This window comes from Tepidicaulis sp. (assembly GCF_965222285.1).
GTDB lineage: Bacteria > Pseudomonadota > Alphaproteobacteria > Parvibaculales > Parvibaculaceae > Tepidicaulis.
The window spans coordinates 1,209,281-1,228,486 of record NZ_OZ244942.1; the positions used below are offsets into that span (position 1 = coordinate 1,209,281).

Below are 19,206 nucleotides of genomic sequence, written 5' to 3' on the forward strand. Positions count from 1 at the left end.
GGGATCAGGTCAGCGCCCAGCGGACCTGATCCTGATTGCCGGCCGCCACGAAACGGCTGGCCGGGAAGGTGACCACGACCTTCGTGCCTTTACCGACATTCGATTGCAGATCGACCGTGCCGCCATGCAGGGACATGATCTTGCGCACCAGCGGCAGGCCGAGGCCCGTGCCGGGCTGCGTGCGGCTAAGCGCGCTTTCCACCTGCACGAAAGGCTCGAAGACGCGCGAGACGTCGCTTTCCTTGATGCCGATGCCGGTGTCTTCCACGCTCAGTTCCAGATCGCCGCTTGCATTGCGGCCAAGCTCGATTTTCACCGAGCCGCCTTCCGGCGTGAATTTAAGCGCATTGGAGGTCAGGTTGATGGCGACCTGATTGAAAAGGCGCGGATCGGCAATCACCCAGGGAATGTCGTCGCGCATGCGGAAGGAGAGCCGGATTTCCAGCTCCGCCGCGCGCTGACGGAACATGCGCATGGTCTGGTTGAGCGATTCCACCGGATCGAGCGGCTGCTCGTCGAGCTGCAGCTTGCCTGCTTCCGCTTTCGAGAGGTCGAGAATGTCGTTGATGATGCTGAGCAGATGCGAACCGCTGGAGCGGATGTCCGACGCATAATCCGCGTATTTCGGATGATTGATCGGCCCGAACATCTCGTTCGCGATAATGTCGGAGAAACCGATGATCGCGTTGAGCGGCGTTCTCAGCTCATGGCTCATGATCGCCAGGAAGTCGTTCTTGGCGCGGTTCGCCGCTTCCGATTCCTGCAGCAGCTGCTCGGAGCGCTCACGCTCGAAGCGGATGCGTTCGGCATCGACGAAGTTGTTGCGGATATGCAGTTCTTGAACGTAGTTCATGAACATGGAAACGCCGGCTGCAAGCCCCATGAATGCGCTGTTGTTCAAGAGAATATCGGGCGGCACCGGATTGACCGCAATCACCACGAATTCATAAAGCGCGAAGGTGAAGAGCGTCATGCCGGCCGGATAAAGATAACTCATCCGCCAGGTGCAATTGTTGTAGGCGATGATGGCGATGAGACCGGCGTAATAAAGATAAGAACCCGGCGCATCGGCCATGGCGATCATCGCGACAACACCGAAGGCGGGCGTTGCCATGGAAAGCGACAGCCAGAACTGGTTCTTGTAGGAGAACCAGGGCGCATAGGATAGCGCAACGATGCCTAGAAGAATGGGGCAGGCGATGCCGATGCGGATGAACCAGGCTTCGTAAAGAATGTCCGGGATGATGAAATAATCGAGCGCACCGAAAAGTGCAAAGATGATCGCGCCCATCGTAATGGTCAGCCGGTGCAGCGACACATAACGGGCGAAGTTTTCGGTGGCGAATTTCTTTTCGGCTTCGGGGCTGGCGAAAGTCAGCGTCCAGGGATTGATTTCGTAATCGGACATAGGCGCGCTGCCGCCGTCTTCCTGCTTTTTGAGTTGCAGAAAGGTGCGCGCCGTCGACCCTGCGGTCGTTCCGTTTTGAGCGAGCTCAGCCATGAAATCGGCTCACCGACCCTTTACCTTCATTTTCAGGCTAGAGCTTGGCGTGAAAGATATAACGTGTCGTTAAGAGACGGAAAAAGATCGCGCCCCTGTGGATGTTAATTTTCAGGACACCTTGATGGGACGGTTTCGCAGCTATGCCGCGCAGTGCCTGTGAATAAGATAGACCTGAAGGTGTAAACAAAGCGCCTGCTTAAAGGTTTCATTTACCTTTACAGCGGGCCGTCATCCTTTAACGAAATCGAGCGCGAGAAGGCGTGTCGCCGCATCTTCGAAATGCGCGGGCTCTTTCAGCAGAATGCTGAGGAACATCGCCCCTTGCAGCATGGAAACCGCTTGATTGGCGCCGAGCCGGGCGGCGTCCTCGCTCAAACCCGGCGCTGCGTGGCCGCCCGGTGTTTTGAGTGCGGTTTGCGTCCAGGCAAGAAGCTGGCGGAAAAACCGGCGCAGCGCATCGGCGACATCTTCAGGCAGATCGGCCGCCTCGCTGCCCAGCACACAGCACAGGCAGATCGCGCCCCGGTCGATGGTCGAAATGCGGTAGGCGGTCGCCAGATGGGCGATGCGGCGGGCAGGGGTATGGGCGGGATCGTCCGGCGCGCCGAGGCTGGCGAGAAAGGCGGCCGTATACCGCTCGACCACGGCTTTGCCGAGATCGGCCTTTTGCGGAAAGTGATAGTGAACGCTCGCGCTCTTGATGCCGACATCGGCGGCGACGTCCCGGAAGCTGAACGCATTGAAGCCGCCGGCGCGAATGCGGTTCTCGGCGGCGTCCAATATTTGCGCGGCTTTGCCTGTGTATCCGGTGCTCATCACGATCAAGTTATCTACTTGGGGGTAGGCGTTGACAAGGCCTAAGGCCGTTTCTATTTCTCTGCCTATCGATAGATAGAATTCCCGTAAGGGAAAACAAGGAATGAGGTGGCCGGTGCTGAAAGTTTATGAATTCAAGGGTTTTGCCAATCCCGCCCGTGTGCGGATCGCGCTTGCGGAAAAGGGGTTGTTCGACAAAACCGAATTCGTTCAGATCAACCTGCCTGCCGGCGAGCACCGTTCCCCCGAATACCGCGCCAAAAACCCGTCGGGCCTCGTGCCGGCGCTGGAGCTGGAAGACGGCACCATCCTCTCCGAATGTTCGGCGATTACCGAATATCTCGACGGGCTGAGCGGCGAAACGGACCTGACCGGGCGCACGGCGATCGAGCGGGCGCGCATCAACATGATGCAGCGCAAGATCGAGCAGGGCTTCCTGGGCGCGGCAACCGACTTTTTCCACCATGCGACCGAAGGGCTCGGGCCCGATGTCGAGCTTTATCAGAACGCCGATTGGGGCCGTCATCAGCTCGATGTCGCGATGAAGACGCTGGAATGGATGAACGGTGTTCTGGAAGGCCAGGACTATTTCGCCGGCGACACTTTCACCATCGCGGATATTACGGCGATGGCCGGCTGCGCGCTGCTCGACTTCCTCAAGCTCGAAATTCCGGCCGAATACAAAAACATGAAGGCCTGGCATGCGCGGGTTTTCGCGCGTCCAAGCGCAGCGCTTGCCGCTTAAACCATCCGGGCGAAGGAGTGCGCGGATATGGAAATCAATGCGGACTTCAAAAAGCCCGTCGCCTTAAAGGCGGAAGAAATGGAGTGGGTGGCCTCGCCCATGCCCGGTGTCAGCCGGCGCATGCTGGACCGGATCGGCGGTGAGGTCGCCCGCGCAACCAGCATTGTGCGCTATGCGCCGGGAAGCGATTTCTCGGCGCATTTGCACGAAGGCGGCGAGGAGTTCTTTGTGCTCGACGGAATCTTCCAGGATGAGCACGGGGATTATCCGGCGGGCACTTATGTGCGCAACCCGCCGCTCTCCCGCCACAAGCCGGGCTCGGAGCCGGGCTGCACGATTTTCGTGAAGCTCTGGCAGTTCGATCCGGCGGACCGCAGCCATGTGCGCATCGACATGAACAAGCTCGGCGCGGTGCCGGATGCGGCGCGCGCGGGCGTGCGTGTCTCGCCGCTCTTTCAGGACGCGCGGGAAAATGTGCGTGTCGAGACCTGGGAGCCGGGCGCGCGGGTGAACATTGCCGCCGAAGGCGGTTTGGAAGTCTTCGTGCTTGCCGGGGGGCTTGAGCATGAAGGGCGCAGCTACGGGCTGCATAGCTGGCTGCGTGTGCCGGACGGCGCCGCGCCGTTCAGCGCACTTGCCGGAAAAGGCGAGGGCGTGCGGCTTTGGGTGAAGAGCGGACATCTTGTTCATGCCGTAGCACCCAAACCGAGCCGGCTGAATTTCGATACGCCCGAAGCGCCCGAGACGGCATCGGGAAAAGTCGTTGGGTTCAAGAAGGCCGACTAAGGGGGTGGGGCGACATGGCGGATTTTAAAATTCACACGCCGGAAACGGCACCGGAAGGCGCCAAGGAGCGGCTGAAGCAGGTTGAGGCGCATTTCGGGTTTATTCCCAACATGCTCGGCATTCAAGCCGAAGCGCCGGCGCTGCTTGAAGGGTATTTGAAACTCTCGGAAGTGTTCGAGCGCACAAGCTTCACGCCTTTGGAGCGCAAGATCGTTCTCTTGTCGGTGAATTATGAAAACGACTGTGACTTCTGCATGGCCGGTGACAGCTATGTCGCGCAAGGCGAGGGCATGGAAGAGGAGATCATTCAGGCGCTGCGCGTCGGTGCACCGCTTGGCGACGACAAGCTGGAGGCGCTCAGGCTTTTCACACGCATCGTCGTGCGCAGCCGGGGCTGGGTCGATGACAGCGAAATCGAGGCCTTTATGGAGATGGGCTACACGAAACAGCACGTCCTGGAGATTCTGCTCGGCGCGGCCCTGAAGCTGATGAGCAATTACACGAACCACATGGCCGAAACGCCGCTCAATGACGCGTTTCAGCCGCACGCATGGATCAAGCCGACACCCGCCCGGGTGGGCTGACGCGGGCGGGGCATGCCGCCCCGGCTGGCAGAAAACGAACGAAAGGATGAGGCATATGAATAAGACAATTGGACTGGGCGTGCTCTTCGTGGCGGGCTCTTTCGCGCTTGCCGCTTACGCGTCGCAGGTTACCGAAGCGCCCTATCAGGTGGCTGCTGCCGACACGATGGAAGCGGAGACCATGGAAGCTGAAACGATGGAAACCTCTGCGGCGAGCGGTGCGCATGAACTGACCGGCGTTGATGCGGCGCTGCATATCCCGGATGTCGACTACCGCAAGAACTGGACGGTGCTCGGTTCTTATTCCGTGCTGGCCGATGAGCCGGAAGACGGCGCGAAAGAAATGCATGTCGTTTATGCCGAGCCGGAACATGTCGAAGCGTTCCGCAAGAACGGCGTCTTCCCCGATGGCGCAGTGCTGATCAAGGACGTCTTCGCCGCGAAGACGGAATTCCTGACCACGGGCACGGCAAGCTATGCCAATGAACTGGCCGGCCGCTTCATCATGATCAAGGACGGCGAGAACGCCAATGCCGGCAAATCCCCGCTCTGGGGCGACGGCTGGGGCTGGGCTTTCTATGAAGGCGACGAGCGCACGAAATCCGTGACGGTCGATTACAAGCAGGACTGCCTGACCTGCCATGAACCGGCCCGCGCTACCGACCTGATCTACACACAAGGCTATCCCGTCCTGAAGCGCTAAGGCGTCTCAGGCGGCAGCGGGCGGCCCGTGGTGGCGCCGCCCGCACTCCCCCCGAACCAAATGGTGAGACTATGTTGAAGAAATCTGCTTCCCTTTTCGCGCTCGGCCTCTTTGCTGTGGCTGCGGCCCAGCCGGCACTGGCTGAATCGAGCCGCCGTCATGGCCAGGAAACTGTGCCGGTTGGCGGCATGATGATGCATGACGGTGCGGACAAAATGGCCGCGCCCGCCGGCGACACGATGGACAAGATGAGCGCCGATATTGATCTGAACAATTACGGCAAGTCCGGCACGCAGGGCGGTCGCATGATCGAAGGCGGCAATGGCGGCTTCGGCGCAGGCAAACCTGCTTCGAACTACCAGAAAAGCTAAGCGCCGATTTCAAGTCGCGTAAGAAAGGCCGTGAACGCGTTTCACGGCCTTTTTCTTGGCGGGGAGCGTTTACGGGCAGGACGTTGCGCGGCGGCTATCAGCGCGCGTTTTTCCGCCGCGCTCAAGGTTTTAATCCGCGCCTCGGCGGCGCTGGCGCTCGCCCGGTCGCCGTGTTCCTCACGGTAGAGAATGGCAAGCGGTTTGAAGGCGCGGGTGAACTTCGCGCCGGTGCCTTTTACATGCGCCTCAAAACGGCTTTCCACATCGGTACTGATGCCGGTGTAAAGCCGCTCGCCTTCGCATTCGAGAATATAAAGATACCAGCGCTTCACGCTCATGCCTGTGCGGGGTGTTGTGGTGTTGCCTCCACACAGAATATGCCGCGTGACCTCAAGAACGCCAGCGCGAGGCAGCATTGTGGTCTGACTGTGAGGAAGGCAAATTAGCGAAGACGGATGGCTGGGGGACTAGGATTCCCTCGACAATTCAAGTTATCAATTAAAACAAAGGCTTAATGAAACTATATTCAGTTTTTGGCACATTTTTGTGGCGCAGAGAAGCAAGAAAAACTGATTGTCGTGGCGGCTCCATATTAGGGACGTAGAGGAGTTTTTGTTCTGTAAACAGACTTGTCTGCCCCCGCGTAGGTGAAGGTTCTCTTTTCCCATATATTTCCGCCCGATGAGTCTGTTTTCTGACTGCTGAGCATCCGATTATAGACTTTGGAAGATACATACACTTCGTATGGGTGCTCTCGGATGTCCGACAACTTGGCGGCAAGGCTTGGGGCCGTCCCAATCCATATAAGATCGTTGTTGTTTCTTATCCCTGCGCGAACTGCTCTTGCTTCACCATAATCTACGCCTACGCAATGTTTGATTGTGATGTCGTTGTCTGCAATGGATTTGAAGTGAGATGTCGCTTTTGGTCGAATTATGTTGTGGTTGCACCAATCGATTTCCCGCGCACACATCACGGCATCGGTGCAAGGCGTCTTGCCCATGAACACACCCATGACACGATCCCCATCAAAGCTGCGGATTTCACCATCGTATGCTCTTATAAGGCGTGTTGCACATGCAAGGTAGGCTCGAATGATTTTGGCTGTTGTAGTCCAGGGGCACATTTGAGCGAGTTTTGATGATCCGGCTAGGTCTGCGTAGAGAAAGGCAGCGTCCACGCGAACAGCACCGCCAGAGAGTTTTACATCATCGGTATTTGGAATTTTTTGTCCGTCTCTTGACTCGAACTTAGTTCCGAAAACGGTGTCCACATCATTTTTAAGGATGTCTACATAAGCCATGGATGATTCCTAGAGAGAAGAAAGTAACATTATGGAAAGAGTCCAGAACGGTAGGCTTACAAACAGAGAAATCATTGCGTGTTTTGTGTGAGAGAACTTCTTGTCAAGAAGGACGGCGTTTTCGTGGATTTGGCAGCTCAGGTCATGAAGATATTCATCTTGAGTTTGTTCCCTAAGTAAGCGTTCGAACTCCCGGATATTCCGCTTAGAGATTGTTCCAAAATATAATAGAGACGAGTTGGGCGAGTTGGTTCGAGGAAATTGGCTGAGGGCTAAGTGAACCACAGAGTAAATAATGCAAGCATAACTTGAGCCAACGAGGAAAAAGGCCCATAGCGACCAGCAAGCGATGTTTGGTAAGATGGCACCAAGGCCACCGGCCATTGCCGCTGTTATGCCTAAGAGAACGGAAGAGCGGGCGTCGTGACGGACACCCCAATTGAGCATGCGCTCTAGGTTTTTTTCAGCTCTGTCGAAAATATGATCGTCTTCCATCTTAAACCCGCTGTTTTTGCTGCTTGAACTTACAAGGAAGAAAAAGACTAGGCTAGGCGCAAGTCAGACGGACGGACGGCCCCCTTAAGGGGGCCGTCCGTCCGTCTGACTGCCTGCGATCCAGTTTCAGCATGTTAAGTGCCCCTTAATGCTGATCTCAGATCGATTTGGCTGAACTCATCAAGAGGACATCTGGGTTTCTACCGGCGGCCATTCCGGCCTCCGGGGATAAATAAGGAGATCCTCTCATGAAACCTCTGGATTGCAGCCCCCATGCCTTGCCCTTCACAAGCTTTCAGGAAGCAGCCAGCGTGCTCGGCCTTACGACCATTCGTCAGGTTCTTGACCGGCCCTACCGGCGGGACTTGATCGAGAACCTTCTATCTGAAACCGGTATGAGCGTGCTTTATGGCGCGGGCGGGGTCGGCAAGTCCGGCCTGCTTCTGGAGGTGGCCATTTCCATCGCCGCAGGCACAGACACCCTCAATCGCCGGACGATGTCGGGATTCACTGTCTTCGTGCACACGGAAGGGGCATCCGGTCTTAAGCCGCGTCTTCAAGCCGTTTCGCTGGCTAAAGGCATTGAGATTGAAGACCTCCCGCTCGTCTTCATCGAAGAACCCGTCAATATGCGTAACACTGAGTCGGTGGATAACCTGGCACGCAAAATACGGGAGCTTGAAAATCGAAGTGGCATCAAATGTCGTCTTCTGATCATCGACACACTTGCCCGGTGCTTCTATGGGGATGAGAACCGCCAACCGGAAATGGTCGAGTTTGTCGACAACATGTCTCGCATCGTCCGTGAGTGTCAGGCGCATGGTCTCGTAGTTCATCATTCCGGCAAGGATGGGAACGGTCCGCGCGGAAGTTCGGTTCTACTTGGGGCCTTCGACACCATCCTATGTTTGCAGAAAGGCGATGAGCCGAACGAGCTCATCTTGACCACGGACAAGCAAAAGGACGGCGCGCCTGTGGCGATTCGCATTGAATGTGAGCAATTCGAATGTGGCGAGAATGACGAAGGCGATACGATCACGGCTCGCGCCATTGTCGGGGCGCAGGACCTGGACCAAACCACGGCGCCACCGCCGGGGCGCGGCGGCCCCTCACCCAATGCCCGCAAAATGTTGGAGATTCTCAAGAAGGCAGGACCGACGGGGCTGGAATCTGCAGTGTGGCGAAAGCAGGCGCAGGCCGCTGGGATTGGGCCTGAGCGTCCGGCAACGGCGCGGGAAGTAGCCAGCCGCCTTATAAAGGACGGTCTTGTCCTGCAGGACAGCGCAACGGGACGCTGTGTTGCAACCTAAAGATGGGCGGAATGCTGCCGCCTTAGAGGCGGCGGCTTCGGGCCGCCTGCTGCGCACCGCGCAGCATCGCCCCGCAGGGCCGACGGTTTGTGAGCGCCCCCATGGGCAGGCGAACAAACATAGTCGGTCGCTATATTTCACACCTTGCAAAAAGCTTAAGGGCCGTTGGGCCATGCCGCTGCTGCTCCCCATCTCTGTTCCAAACAAAAGGGGCAGGGAATGGCGTTCCAGTTTCTTCATATCGACACCGTTGCGCGGGCAGCGCCGAAGAAAGCCGCGGGAAAACGCTGGTCCGTGGCTGAGGTTCTGGCTGAGGCGGAGAGACGCCCGGATGCCTGTCCTCATGTCGAAAACCCGAAGCCGCCCCGCCGTGTTCTCGGTGTGCCGCTGTTCATGATCGAGAACGCCGTGGAGAGGAACGCGAAGGAAGCGCGGGACGCGAAGGGGCGGCGACTCCGCAAAGATTCGCCGGTGATGCTTGCGGGTGTTGCGAGTTATCCCGTCCCGATGGCTGAACTCGACAAAATCAAGCGGGGCGATTTCGAGCGATGGGAAGAGAGGACCCTCGCTTGGTTGCGGGGACGCTTTGGAGAAAACTTGGCTGCTGTCGTGCGGCATGAAGACGAAGCGTTCCCGCATCTGCACTTTTTCGTTGTGCCCGATCTCACGCCGGATCGGCGGATTGGCCTTGACGCTGTGCATCCCGGGATCGCAGCCCGTGATGTGGCGAAGGGGGACGGAAAGGGCACCAAGGAGGCCAATCGCGCCTATTGTGAGGCAATGCGGGGCCTTCAGAACGACTTTCATGAGCGGGTAGGCCTGTTCCACGGACATTTGCGGGAGGGGCCGAAGCGTCGCCGTCTCTCCCGGGGAGCGTATAACGCTGAGAAGCGCGACGCGAAGCGGAGGGCCGAGACGATGGCAAAGGTGGAAATGGAGCTTGCGGAGCTTGAACAGTTGCGCGTGATAGCGTTGGGAGCGAAAGAAGCAAAGCGCCGTGCGGCGATTCTCGAAGGACAAAACGAAGCGCGGCATAGAGAGTTGGTTGCGATCAAGAAGGAAGCCGATGGTCTCAAGCGGTCTCTAAGGGAAATGGAGAAAAGTTACGCTCGTGCGAAGCGCGACGCGGAAATCGCGCAAGGAGCGGTATTCCATCTGATCGGGTTTATAGTCAAAGGAGCCGAGCGATGCCGCCAAGCCTTGTTGGGTATGGGGCGTCCAAATGGTGTTGCGCCAGAATCTTGGGCGCGCCTCCGTCAGTTTCTCATGCCGCCACACTTTGGTAGTGGTGGTGAGGAACGGACGCGGCGAAACTCTGGTCTTGAACGATGATAATAAAGCATAGGATGATAAACGCTTTAGATGTGCAATTTGAGGGGGCGCGATCTCAATGACCCGCACACTGATTTTTGTTTTTCTGACCAGTATGCTTATTACAGCCTGCTCGAAACCAAACCTCAATCCCTTTGGGCCTACAGGTCTTCAAGATAAAAAGCCAAGTGAATATGTTTGGCGGCCTGACGAGCCCATTCAAGACAAGCCAGTGACAACTCATACCGCCCAAGGTGCATGGCAAGTGGGGGAAACAATACTTAGAGGGCGTTCGGGTAACTATAGAGAGGGGCGTTCCCCCGGTGGCCGAAGATATACAATTTACCCCGATGGATCGGGAGGGATTGGAGAGCTGACTTCGGAGGAAAGGTGGTCCATAGATTGCTCTCGTGATAAAATTGACGATAAACGCAGGTGTAGCTTTTATAATTCGGATAACAGGCTGTTCATAACATTCACTGATGCCGGAAACCCTCATTATGTATGCATTATGGGGCATGATTTCCCGGGAATGACAGGAGCTATCCGTGTGGATTCTAATGAGGCAATCTCCACAGACAAAGAGGGGTGTGTGAAAGCCTCATCAATCATCCCGCAGCTTCGTGCCGGAAAGCGTGTTGTGGTGCGAAGAGTGGAATGGCCCTATCGTTATAATATAGATGATGAGGGCTCGCTTATGGGATTCCAGGAAGCGATGCAGTTGACCACATTCATTCGACATAACATTGACAATTTAAGTTTCTAGACGGTTGTAGCTTGGATGGCTCGTAAGTTGAGATCAGGAAGTAGTTCCACAATTGCCTTTCGCTGTGTCATAGACACTTGCTTCCCATAAACGCTGCCGGTGATGCTTCCGTCTTCATGCCCGACGATCAGACCGATAAGGTCCGTTGGAGCGCCGCTGTCGCGGAGTCGCTTGATGAATGTATGGCGAAAGCTATGAAAGTCCTTATGGGGATCATAAAGGCCACATTTCCGCCTGTATTCTCTGAACCATTTCCCAAGCTGTTCGCCGTGCTCCTTGTAAGCCCCGGTGGCGCGCAGTTCAGGAAACAGCGGTCCCGGCGTAGACCGAGATTCCACCAACTCTTGCAGGCCTAGAGCTATCAGGCCGGAGTGGACCGGAACATCTCTTATCGAGGCTTTCGTTTTTAGGCGACGGTCGTGTGAGGGACGGATCGTCAAAAACCAAATCCCCTCAAGAATGTCGAAGTCATCGCTTCTCAGCCGGGCTACTTCCTCCCGCCTCATGCCGGTATAGTAGGCGATGAGAGGGCACCAGTATTTCCAATCTTTCAAAACAACCGTTCCAGGTTGCGAGCGGAATCGCTCACTTCGACACCCGCTCCAAACTGGTGACGAGAAAAGCGCATCAAGGTCAGATTGAGTGAAGGGCTCCCGCGTCCCGCGCTTGGCCGTTTCATCATTAATTGCGCTTTTCCGGTATAGAGTGCCCTCAAAGGGGTTCATTGTGCGAAGGCTTCGCGGAACAAGGCTTGAGCGCCAGAGGCTGGTAAAAAAAGTCAGATGCTTGTTTGCTGTTTTGCGGCGCATGCGTTCGCACCGTTCCTTTGCTTCCTTCTCTGTAAGCACCCGGCCGTGGAATGCGATAGGCCAGGCAATCGGCCCGGATTCCTCCACGATCTTTTCTAGTTCGTCTGCCCGTTTGATGGCTTCGCTCGGTGCAAGTTTGGCGTATATACCTCGCCCGTAGTATCGGGGCACACGCAGCAACGCAGCCGGAAACTGTTCGGCCATTTCGGGGGTGAGGTCTTGCATCAGAGGATTCCCGATGAGATCGGTGAAATATCGACGCGCCATTTCATCGTCTCGAAGGGTCTTCGGGCCAGCGCCGTTCTTTTGTCGCAGCTTGCTGAAGTCCGCGCAGACTTCTTCAATCGTCTTTGAGAGGAAGTCCGCTTCGTCTCTTCGAAGGTCAGAAGTCCATGCCCGGACGAGAGGCATGTTGAGCGGATATTTCTGATCTATGAAGCTGGGGAGCGCTTGCTTTGAATTATAAACTCCCTGCCATCGTTCATAATTGATCTTGTAGGCGCTTGCGATTACACGCGTTGCATCACGGGCGATACGGATGAAAACGGGGTCTTCTTCATCGACCTTGATGCCTTGCTTCGCCAGTTCAGGAGAGAGGAACTGAAACGCTCTTTCGTGATAATTTTTCTCCGCAAGTGTCGCCCACACGGATTCCCATATGCCGGGGTCAGAGGATTTTCGGTCATCATAGCGCCGTAGTGCTTCAGTTTCTTCCTCCGAATAGGAATCGCTCGAAGGGTCTTCTATGTCTGGCTTGTAGTCGTCGGGGTGTGGATCAAACCTCGATTGCCCATAGGGGTATTTGTCCCGCTCCTCCTCACCCTCACGCAGTATCGTATTGAAGATGGATTCGAGCGCGAGGCGGACTTGTAGTTTTGTCGGGTGGAACTTGGAGGGGGCATTCATCAGCGAAACTCCGAAACTGTCGATCGCCGCTGTGAACGCTTTGGCCCGGTGTCGGGCAAGTCGTGGATCGGGAGTCCGGAGGGACCAGACGAGATGAGATCGCCCGAGCACGCGCCGCAGCGGCTCAGGGAGTCTGCCACGCCAATAGTAAATAGCTCGTCTCCGCATGAGGTGGAGGTGGCGAGTTGGCATGTTCGGCCTCGAATTCTGGCCGGTGTGTGTCGCACCTGCGTGACACAACCGGACGGTTGATCCGAAAAGCCTTTGTCTTTCAATGATTTGAGAGGAAATGGCTGGGGGACTAGGATTCGAACCTAGACTGGCGGAGTCAGAGTCCGCTGTCCTACCATTAGACGATCCCCCACCAGCCGGGCCGAGCCCGGAAGCGGAAAGTTCTGCGGCTTATACCGAAGCGTTTTAACCCTGTCAAACCTTGGAAAACGCTGGCCGGCACTTAATCCGCGCAAGAACTTGCGAGGCTGCCCCAAGCAAGCCCGCGCAGGTCTTTTGTCTAATATCCCCGGTTTAAAAAGGCCTTAAGAGGCCGGTTTCAGTCCTTCTTGGTGTCCTCATCGAAGCGGGCCAGCATTTTGCCGACTTCCACGGGGAAGGGGAAAACGATGGTGGAGTTTTTCTCGCCCGCAATGGTGTTCAGCGTGCCCAGATAACGCAGCTGCATGGCTTCGGGCTGGCGGGCGAGGATCTCGGCGGCCTCCAGCAGTTTCTGGGCGGCCTGCTGCTCGCCTTCGGCATTGATGATCTTGGCGCGCCGCTCGCGTTCGGCCTCCGCCTGGCGGGCGATGGCGCGGATCATGCTCTCGTCGATATCCACATGCTTGATTTCGACATTGGCGACCTTGATGCCCCAGGCGTCGGTCTGGGTGTCGAGAATGCCCTGAATATCTGCATTGAGCTTGTCGCGCTCGGAGAGCATCTCGTCGAGCTCGTGCTTGCCGAGCACGGAGCGCAAGGTGGTTTGCGCGAGCTCGCTTGTCGCCTGCATGAAATCTTCGACCTGGATGATGGATTTTTCCGGGTCGAGCACGCGGAAATAAATCACCGCGTTGACGCGCACCGAAACGTTGTCGTGAGAGATGACGTCCTGGGTCGGCACGTCCAGCACCCGCGTGCGCAAGTCCACCCGCACGATCTGCTGGATGACGGGGATCAGGATGATGAGGCCCGGCCCCTTGGTGCTGGTGTAACGCCCGAGCGTGAAAACGACGCCGCGCTCATATTCGCGCAGCACCTTGATCGCGGAGGCAAGAAAGAGAATGCCGATAAGAATAATCGGCAGGTAGAAAGCGACATTTCCAAACATGGGGTTCCTCCGTCTGCGTGTGTCAGCGGGCTTGACCGGACCCGTTTTCGGATGTGGCGGGCGCAACCTGCAAGGTCAGCCCGTCCAACGCTTCGATGATGACAGGATCGCCGGCTTTGAGGGCGGCAGGCCCCCGCGCGCGCCAGCGCTCGCCATGGGTGTGAACATGGCCGCTCTCTCCGTCCCAATCCGTGACGGTGGCATGCGCGCCGATCATTTCCTCTTGGCCCGTCACGACCTTGCGCCGGTGAGAGGTGACGGCAAGATGGGCGGCCAGATAGGTAAAGCCGAGCGTCGTCACCGCGATGCCTGCGAGCACCTGCCAGGAAATGGCAAAGCCGGGTGCGTCCGTATCGATCAGGATCGTCGCGCCGAGCACAACGGCTATGGTGCCGCCAATGCCGAGCGCGCCGAAGGAAGGGGAAACCGCCTCCGCGCCGATCAGCGCGATGCCGAGCAGGATGAGCCCTATACCGACAATATTGATGGGCAGCGCTGCAAAGGCATAAAGCGCGAGAAAGAGCGAGATGGCGCCGATCGTGCCCGGATAGATCGCGCCGGGGTTCATGAATTCGAAAATGATCCCGTAAATGCCGATCATCATGAGAATGAGCGCCACATTGGGGCTGGTGATCGTGGCGAGCAGCTCATGGCGCCAATCGGGGTCGAGGGTTTCGGGCGTCAGGTTCTGCGTGTCGAGCACCGCCTCGCGCTCGCCAAGGCGCACGGTGCGCCCATGGGCCTGATCCAGAAGATCGGTAAGGCTGCGCGCCTTGATGTCGATCACGTTCTTGGAAAAGGCTGCATCCGCCGAAAGGCTCGCTGCTTCGCGCACGGCTTTTTCCGCCCATTCCCCGTTCCGCCCGCGCATCTCGGCAAGCGAGCGGATATAGGCGACGGCGTCATTGACCATCTTGGCTTTCATCGGATCGCCTGCGGCGGCGTCTTCTTCCTTCTGTGCCTCTTGCGGGTCTTTGCCGGGCTCTTTGTCGGGCTGGCCGCCGCCGGGAAGCGGGAGGCCGCCCCCGCCGATCGAGACGGGCGTTGCCGCGCCGAGATTGGTGCCGGGCGCCATGGCCGCGATATGGCTGGCATAAAGGATATAGGTGCCAGCGCTCGCCGCCCGCGCGCCGCTGGGGCTGACATAGGTGAGAACCGGCACGGGCGAGGCGAGAATGGCGCGGATCATGTCGCGCATCGAGGTGTCGAGCCCGCCGGGCGTGTCCATTTGAATAATGATTGCTTTGGCGCCCCGGTCCCGGGCTTCCTCGAGGCCGGAGATGATGTAATCGGCACTGGCCGGGCCGATGGCCCCGTTAATGGTCAGAACGAGCGCAAGGCCCGCTTGCGGCGCGCGCTCTTCCTCCTGCGAGAAGGCATTGCCGGTAATGGCAAGAAGCAGTCCTGCAAAAAGCAAAAAGAAACCGGCCAGCCGGGCTGCCGGCCCGGGAACGCGGTTCCATCCGGTGCGCGTTTGATAGCGATCCATAAGAAAAATATAGGCGCTAAAGGCGGCCCTTGCCATGGCCGTCTTTGTGGCGGCCGGAATGGGCGGCGGGATGCCGTAACGGTTCCTTCCCTCCGGCTTCGGTGATAGAGTGATCTCAACTTTCAAATTGGGAGCCCGGCGCGGGGTGCGGTTTTCGGCACAGCTTGAGGGCAGCGCCTCCCGGGTCTGAAATAACGTGCACCAGGCGGGTGAGCCGGGGTCTGGCGGGGATAACCGCCAAGAAAACCCTGCCGCGGACCTGCCGCACTCTCCGGAACCGGAGCGGCAAGATGCCGATGGGGCCGGGAAGAGCGGTGAGAGGCCGCGTAAAAAAAGACGGCGCAGACGCGGCGGCCGCAAAAACGCGGCCCGGCGGGAAGCGCTGGACGGGCGCAGTTCAGACGGGCGTCAAGTAGACGGGCGGACGGAAAGCGCCGCCGTCTCTCCTTCCGGCGCAGCTTCCTTTCAGCAAACCGACAATACGCCTTTGCCCTCGGCCAAAGACGTGCAGGCGCGCGCCGAAGAAGAAGGCGCGGGCAGCGAGCCGCCGGTTTACGGCGCGCTCGATCTCGGCACGAATAATTGCCGCCTTCTCGTTGCCAAGAAGGGCCGCAGCGGCTACCGGGTGATCGATGCCTTCTCGCGCATTGTGCGGCTCGGCGAGGGGCTGGCGCATACCGGTGAGCTCTCGCAAGGGGCGATGGACCGGGCGCTTGAAGCCCTGAAAATCTGCGCGGAAAAAATGGAGCGGCGCGGCGTCACGAGAGCCCGCACCATTGCCACGGAAGCCTGCCGCAAGGCCGCGAATGGCGCCGCCTTCATCGAGCGGGTGGAGCGGGAGACGGGGCTGAAGCTCGATGTCGTCACCCCGCAGGATGAAGCCCGCCTTGCCGTTTCCGGCTGCGCGCCGCTGCTCGACCCGGAATGCGGGGCGGCGCTTGTCTTCGATATTGGCGGCGGCAGCACGGAGCTGATCTGGGTGCGCCGCTCGACCAGGGGCCGCGCGGTGATCGAGGACTGGACCTCGCTGCCCTGCGGCGTCGTCACGCTGGCTGAGCGTTTCGGCGGGGTGGACGTAACGCCCGATATTTATGCCCGCATGGTGGAGTATGTCGGCGAGGAGTTGACCGAATTCCGCTCCCGCGAACCGATGCCGGAGCTGAAAGAGCGCGGCTTTCACCTGCTCGGCACGTCGGGCACCGTGACGACCATTGCAGGCGTCCAAATGGGCCTGAAACGCTATGACCGCAACCGGGTGGACGGGGCCTGGGTGGAGCCGCACTCGGTGAGCAGCGTCACGCGGCAATTGCTGGACATGAGCTTTGAAGAGCGCGCCGCCCATGCCTGTGTGGGCCGTGAGCGGGCGGACCTGGTGCTGGCTGGCTGCGCCATTCTCGAAGCCATTCTGGACGCCTGGCCCGCCGACCGGCTAAGAGTGGCCGACAGGGGCCTCCGGGAAGGCATTCTCTTTTCGCTGATGATGGAAGATGCCCCTAAACGCAAGCGCAAGCGGCGGCGCCGGCGCGGGCGGCGCAAGAAAGTATCGGCCGGCCCAGCGAATGCGGGCAGCCAGCCGGAAACAGGAGAATAGGCGTGGTCAAGTCCGGCGGAAAATCCGGGAAATCGAAAGGCGGCAAAGCCGGTACGGGCGGCAACCGTGAGATGCATGTCCGCGTCAAGACGGCGCGCGGGCGCACGATTTCCTCTGCCCGCTGGCTGGAGCGCCAGCTCAACGACCCTTATGTGCAGGCGGCCAAACGCGACGGCTTCCGCTCCCGCGCAGCCTATAAGCTGCAGGAAATCGACGACAAATACCGTTTCCTCAAACCGGGCGCCCGAGTGGTGGATCTTGGGGCGGCGCCAGGCGGCTGGTGCCAGATCGCCGTGCCGCGCGTCAAAGCCCAGGAGGGACGCGGCCGGGTCATCGGCATCGATTTGCAGGAAATGGAGAGCATTGCCGGCACGACGCTGCTGCAGCTCGATTTCATGGAAGAGGGCGCGGATGAGACGCTGAAGGAGCTGCTGGGCGGGGAGGCGGATGTCGTTCTCTCCGACATGGCGGCGTCCTCCACCGGGCACCGCAAGACCGACCATATGAAGATCATGGCGCTCTGCGAGGCGGCGGCCTGGTTCGCCCGCGATGTGCTGGCCGAAGGCGGGGTCTTTTGCGCCAAAGTGCTGCAGGGAGGCACGGAACGTGAACTTCTGGAAGATCTGAAGCGCGACTTCACCACGGTGCGACACGTCAAACCCAAGGCGAGCCGCGCCGATTCGGCGGAAGTCTATGTGCTGGCGACGGGGTTCCGCGGCAGGCGCGGGGAAGAAGAAGCGGTAAATGGCGAGGAAGAGGCCGATTGAGGCGGAAAAGAGCCTCTTTTCGCTTTTCACATAAATGCAAGGGAGCATGCGTCAATTGTGACCATCTCTTCGCTTTGCTTTCTCCCCCGACGGTGTTAAGAACCAGCGCCAACATTCCTTTTGAAAGGTTGAGGTTGGCGACATGTTTAGAGAAGCCCTTACCTTCGACGACGTTCTTCTTCAGCCGGCCGCATCCAGCGTGCTGCCCGGCGAAGTCAGCACCAAAACCCGTCTGACGAAATCCATCCAATTGGGGATTCCGCTCATTTCCGCCGCCATGGACACGGTGACGGAAGCCTCCATGGCAATCGCCATGGCGCAGGCCGGCGGTCTTGGCGTTCTGCACCGGAATATGACCCCCGAGCAGCAGGCGGAAAACGTCCGTCAGGTGAAAAAATTCGAATCCGGCATGGTGGTAAACCCCGTCACGATCGGGCCGGACGATACGCTGTCCGACGCGCTGGCGCTGATGGACCGCTACAATATTTCCGGCATTCCGGTAGTCGAGCCGGGCTCGGGAAAATTGATCGGTATTCTGACGAACCGCGATGTGCGTTTTGCCGACAATCCCCGCGAGCCGGTGCGTAATCTGATGACGAAAGAAAATCTCGTCACCGTGCGCGAGGACGGGGTTTCCCAGGACGAAGCCAAGCGGCTTTTGCACAAACACCGGATCGAAAAGCTTCTGGTTGTCGATGAGGCCTACCGCTGCGTCGGGCTGATCACGGTGAAGGACATCGAAAAGGCCCAGCTTCACCCCAATGCCTGCAAGGACGAGCAGGGCCGCTTGCGCGTTGCCGCGGCAACGAGCGTGGGCGACGATGGGTTCTACCGCTCAGAAGCGCTGATCGATGCGGGCGTCGACCTTATCATCGTCGATACCGCCCACGGCCACTCCATCCGCGTGGCAGAAGCGGTGGAACGCATCAAGAAACAGTCGAATTCCATTCAGGTCATTGCCGGCAATGTGGCAACGGCGGGCGCAACGAAGGCGCTGATCGATGCAGGCGCGGACGGCATCAAAGTCGGCATCGGTCCGGGCTCGATCTGCACCACGCGCATTGTCGCCGGTGTCGGCGTGCCGCAGCTCACAGCCATCATCGACTGCGTAGAAGAAGCGCGCAAAGCCGATATTCCGGTGATCGCCGATGGCGGCATCAAGTTCTCCGGTGATTTGGCCAAGGCGATTGCGGGCGGCGCGGAATGCGCCATGCTCGGCTCGCTTTTTGCGGGCACGGATGAAAGCCCCGGCGAAGTGATCCTCTATCAGGGCCGGACCTATAAAGCCTATCGCGGCATGGGCTCGGTGGGCGCCATGGCGATCGGCTCGGCGGACCGTTATTTCCAGCAGGACGTTAAAGACACGCTGAAGCTCGTGCCGGAAGGCATCGAAGGCCAGGTGCCTTACAAAGGCCCGGTGGGCGCGGTGTTGCACCAGCTTGTCGGCGGCCTGCGCGCTGCCATGGGCTATACGGGCGCGGCGACGATCAAGGACTTCCAGGCCAATGCGGAATTCGTGAAGATTTCCCCGGCTTCCTTGCGCGAAAGCCATGTCCATGACGTGACCATCACCCGCGAAGCGCCGAACTATCAGGGCACGCAGTAACCCCAGCCGAAAGCGGATCACGC

The 19,206-nt window shown here is 58.7% G+C and carries 19 protein-coding genes, 1 tRNA gene and 1 pseudogene; 11 read left to right on the forward strand and 10 right to left on the reverse strand.

Annotation, left to right across the window (positions count from 1 at the left end; genetic code table 11):
- Positions 1–4: 4 nt before the first annotated feature.
- Both ACOQOT_RS05665 and ACOQOT_RS05670 read right to left on the reverse strand, forming a co-directional pair.
- Positions 5–1,501, reverse strand: a complete 1,497-nt coding sequence (locus ACOQOT_RS05665; RefSeq protein ID WP_420561402.1) for a sensor histidine kinase — start codon at positions 1,499–1,501, stop codon at positions 5–7.
- A gap of 231 nt (positions 1,502–1,732) precedes the next feature.
- Positions 1,733–2,320, reverse strand: coding sequence for a TetR/AcrR family transcriptional regulator (locus ACOQOT_RS05670; RefSeq protein WP_420561403.1), 588 nt, complete (start codon positions 2,318–2,320; stop codon positions 1,733–1,735).
- A gap of 103 nt (positions 2,321–2,423) precedes the next feature.
- Between ACOQOT_RS05670 and ACOQOT_RS05675 the strand changes: the two genes are divergently transcribed.
- From ACOQOT_RS05675 to ACOQOT_RS05695, 5 genes are all read left to right on the forward strand, one after another.
- Positions 2,424–3,065: a glutathione S-transferase family protein gene (locus ACOQOT_RS05675; protein WP_420561404.1), complete on the forward strand. Its 642-nt coding sequence runs from the start codon at positions 2,424–2,426 to the stop codon at positions 3,063–3,065.
- Positions 3,066–3,092: 27 nt separating this feature from the next.
- Positions 3,093–3,851, forward strand: a complete 759-nt coding sequence (locus ACOQOT_RS05680) for a cupin domain-containing protein (RefSeq protein ID WP_420561405.1) — start codon at positions 3,093–3,095, stop codon at positions 3,849–3,851.
- A gap of 14 nt (positions 3,852–3,865) precedes the next feature.
- The gene (locus tag ACOQOT_RS05685) at positions 3,866–4,435 is read left to right on the forward strand and encodes a carboxymuconolactone decarboxylase family protein (RefSeq protein WP_420561406.1); all 570 of its coding nucleotides are present in this window, start codon (positions 3,866–3,868) and stop codon (positions 4,433–4,435) included.
- A gap of 55 nt (positions 4,436–4,490) precedes the next feature.
- Positions 4,491–5,138 carry a cytochrome P460 family protein gene (locus tag ACOQOT_RS05690; RefSeq protein WP_420561407.1) on the forward strand — a complete coding sequence of 216 codons (648 nt, stop codon included), beginning with the start codon at positions 4,491–4,493 and terminating at the stop codon, positions 5,136–5,138.
- Between the two features lie 71 nt (positions 5,139–5,209).
- Complete coding sequence (locus ACOQOT_RS05695; protein WP_420561408.1) at positions 5,210–5,509, forward strand: hypothetical protein; 300 nt, start codon at positions 5,210–5,212, stop codon at positions 5,507–5,509.
- Positions 5,510–5,550: 41 nt separating this feature from the next.
- Here ACOQOT_RS05695 and ACOQOT_RS05700 read toward each other — a convergent pair whose 3' ends face one another.
- From ACOQOT_RS05700 to ACOQOT_RS05710, 3 genes are all read right to left on the reverse strand, one after another.
- Positions 5,551–5,847 carry a GIY-YIG nuclease family protein gene (locus ACOQOT_RS05700; RefSeq protein ID WP_420561409.1) on the reverse strand — a complete coding sequence of 99 codons (297 nt, stop codon included), beginning with the start codon at positions 5,845–5,847 and terminating at the stop codon, positions 5,551–5,553.
- A 254-nt stretch (positions 5,848–6,101) separates the two neighbouring features.
- Positions 6,102–6,812 carry an adenylate/guanylate cyclase domain-containing protein gene (locus ACOQOT_RS05705; RefSeq protein WP_420561410.1) on the reverse strand — a complete coding sequence of 237 codons (711 nt, stop codon included), beginning with the start codon at positions 6,810–6,812 and terminating at the stop codon, positions 6,102–6,104.
- Between the two features lie 9 nt (positions 6,813–6,821).
- Positions 6,822–7,307 (reverse strand): Pycsar system effector family protein, encoded by a 486-nt coding sequence (locus ACOQOT_RS05710; RefSeq protein ID WP_420561411.1) that lies wholly within the window; start codon positions 7,305–7,307, stop codon positions 6,822–6,824.
- Between the two features lie 248 nt (positions 7,308–7,555).
- On the opposite strand from ACOQOT_RS05710, the gene ACOQOT_RS05715 reads away from it, so the two are divergent.
- From ACOQOT_RS05715 to ACOQOT_RS05725, 3 genes are all read left to right on the forward strand, one after another.
- Positions 7,556–8,617, forward strand: a complete 1,062-nt coding sequence (locus ACOQOT_RS05715; RefSeq protein ID WP_420561412.1) for an AAA family ATPase — start codon at positions 7,556–7,558, stop codon at positions 8,615–8,617.
- Between the two features lie 219 nt (positions 8,618–8,836).
- The gene (locus ACOQOT_RS05720) at positions 8,837–9,949 is read left to right on the forward strand and encodes a plasmid recombination protein (RefSeq protein WP_420561413.1); all 1,113 of its coding nucleotides are present in this window, start codon (positions 8,837–8,839) and stop codon (positions 9,947–9,949) included.
- Between the two features lie 58 nt (positions 9,950–10,007).
- The gene (locus ACOQOT_RS05725; protein ID WP_420561414.1) at positions 10,008–10,694 is read left to right on the forward strand and encodes a hypothetical protein; all 687 of its coding nucleotides are present in this window, start codon (positions 10,008–10,010) and stop codon (positions 10,692–10,694) included.
- Here ACOQOT_RS05725 and ACOQOT_RS05730 read toward each other — a convergent pair.
- The 5 genes and pseudogenes from ACOQOT_RS05730 to ACOQOT_RS05750 all read right to left on the reverse strand — a co-directional run bounded on the left by ACOQOT_RS05730 (position 10,691) and on the right by ACOQOT_RS05750 (position 15,219).
- Complete coding sequence (locus ACOQOT_RS05730) at positions 10,691–12,409, reverse strand: site-specific integrase (RefSeq protein ID WP_420561911.1); 1,719 nt, start codon at positions 12,407–12,409, stop codon at positions 10,691–10,693. The genes ACOQOT_RS05725 and ACOQOT_RS05730 overlap by 4 nt on opposite strands.
- 78 nt (positions 12,410–12,487) lie before the next feature.
- A pseudogene (locus tag ACOQOT_RS05735) lies at positions 12,488–12,601 on the reverse strand (DUF6538 domain-containing protein); the annotation flags it as partial.
- A 98-nt stretch (positions 12,602–12,699) separates the two neighbouring features.
- Positions 12,700–12,773, reverse strand: a tRNA-Gln gene (locus tag ACOQOT_RS05740).
- A 186-nt stretch (positions 12,774–12,959) separates the two neighbouring features.
- Positions 12,960–13,730, reverse strand: a complete 771-nt coding sequence (locus ACOQOT_RS05745; protein WP_420561415.1) for a slipin family protein — start codon at positions 13,728–13,730, stop codon at positions 12,960–12,962.
- Positions 13,731–13,752: 22 nt separating this feature from the next.
- Positions 13,753–15,219, reverse strand: a complete 1,467-nt coding sequence (locus tag ACOQOT_RS05750; protein WP_420561912.1) for an NfeD family protein — start codon at positions 15,217–15,219, stop codon at positions 13,753–13,755.
- A 487-nt stretch (positions 15,220–15,706) separates the two neighbouring features.
- Here ACOQOT_RS05750 and ACOQOT_RS05755 point away from each other — a divergent pair, with 487 nt between their 5' ends.
- From ACOQOT_RS05755 to guaB, 3 genes are all read left to right on the forward strand, one after another.
- Positions 15,707–16,810, forward strand: a complete 1,104-nt coding sequence (locus ACOQOT_RS05755; protein ID WP_420561416.1) for a Ppx/GppA phosphatase family protein — start codon at positions 15,707–15,709, stop codon at positions 16,808–16,810.
- A 71-nt stretch (positions 16,811–16,881) separates the two neighbouring features.
- The gene (locus tag ACOQOT_RS05760; protein ID WP_420561913.1) at positions 16,882–17,577 is read left to right on the forward strand and encodes an RlmE family RNA methyltransferase; all 696 of its coding nucleotides are present in this window, start codon (positions 16,882–16,884) and stop codon (positions 17,575–17,577) included.
- Between the two features lie 142 nt (positions 17,578–17,719).
- Positions 17,720–19,183, forward strand: a complete 1,464-nt coding sequence (gene guaB / locus ACOQOT_RS05765; RefSeq protein WP_420561417.1) for an IMP dehydrogenase — start codon at positions 17,720–17,722, stop codon at positions 19,181–19,183.
- The last annotated feature ends 23 nt before the right edge of the window (positions 19,184–19,206 follow it).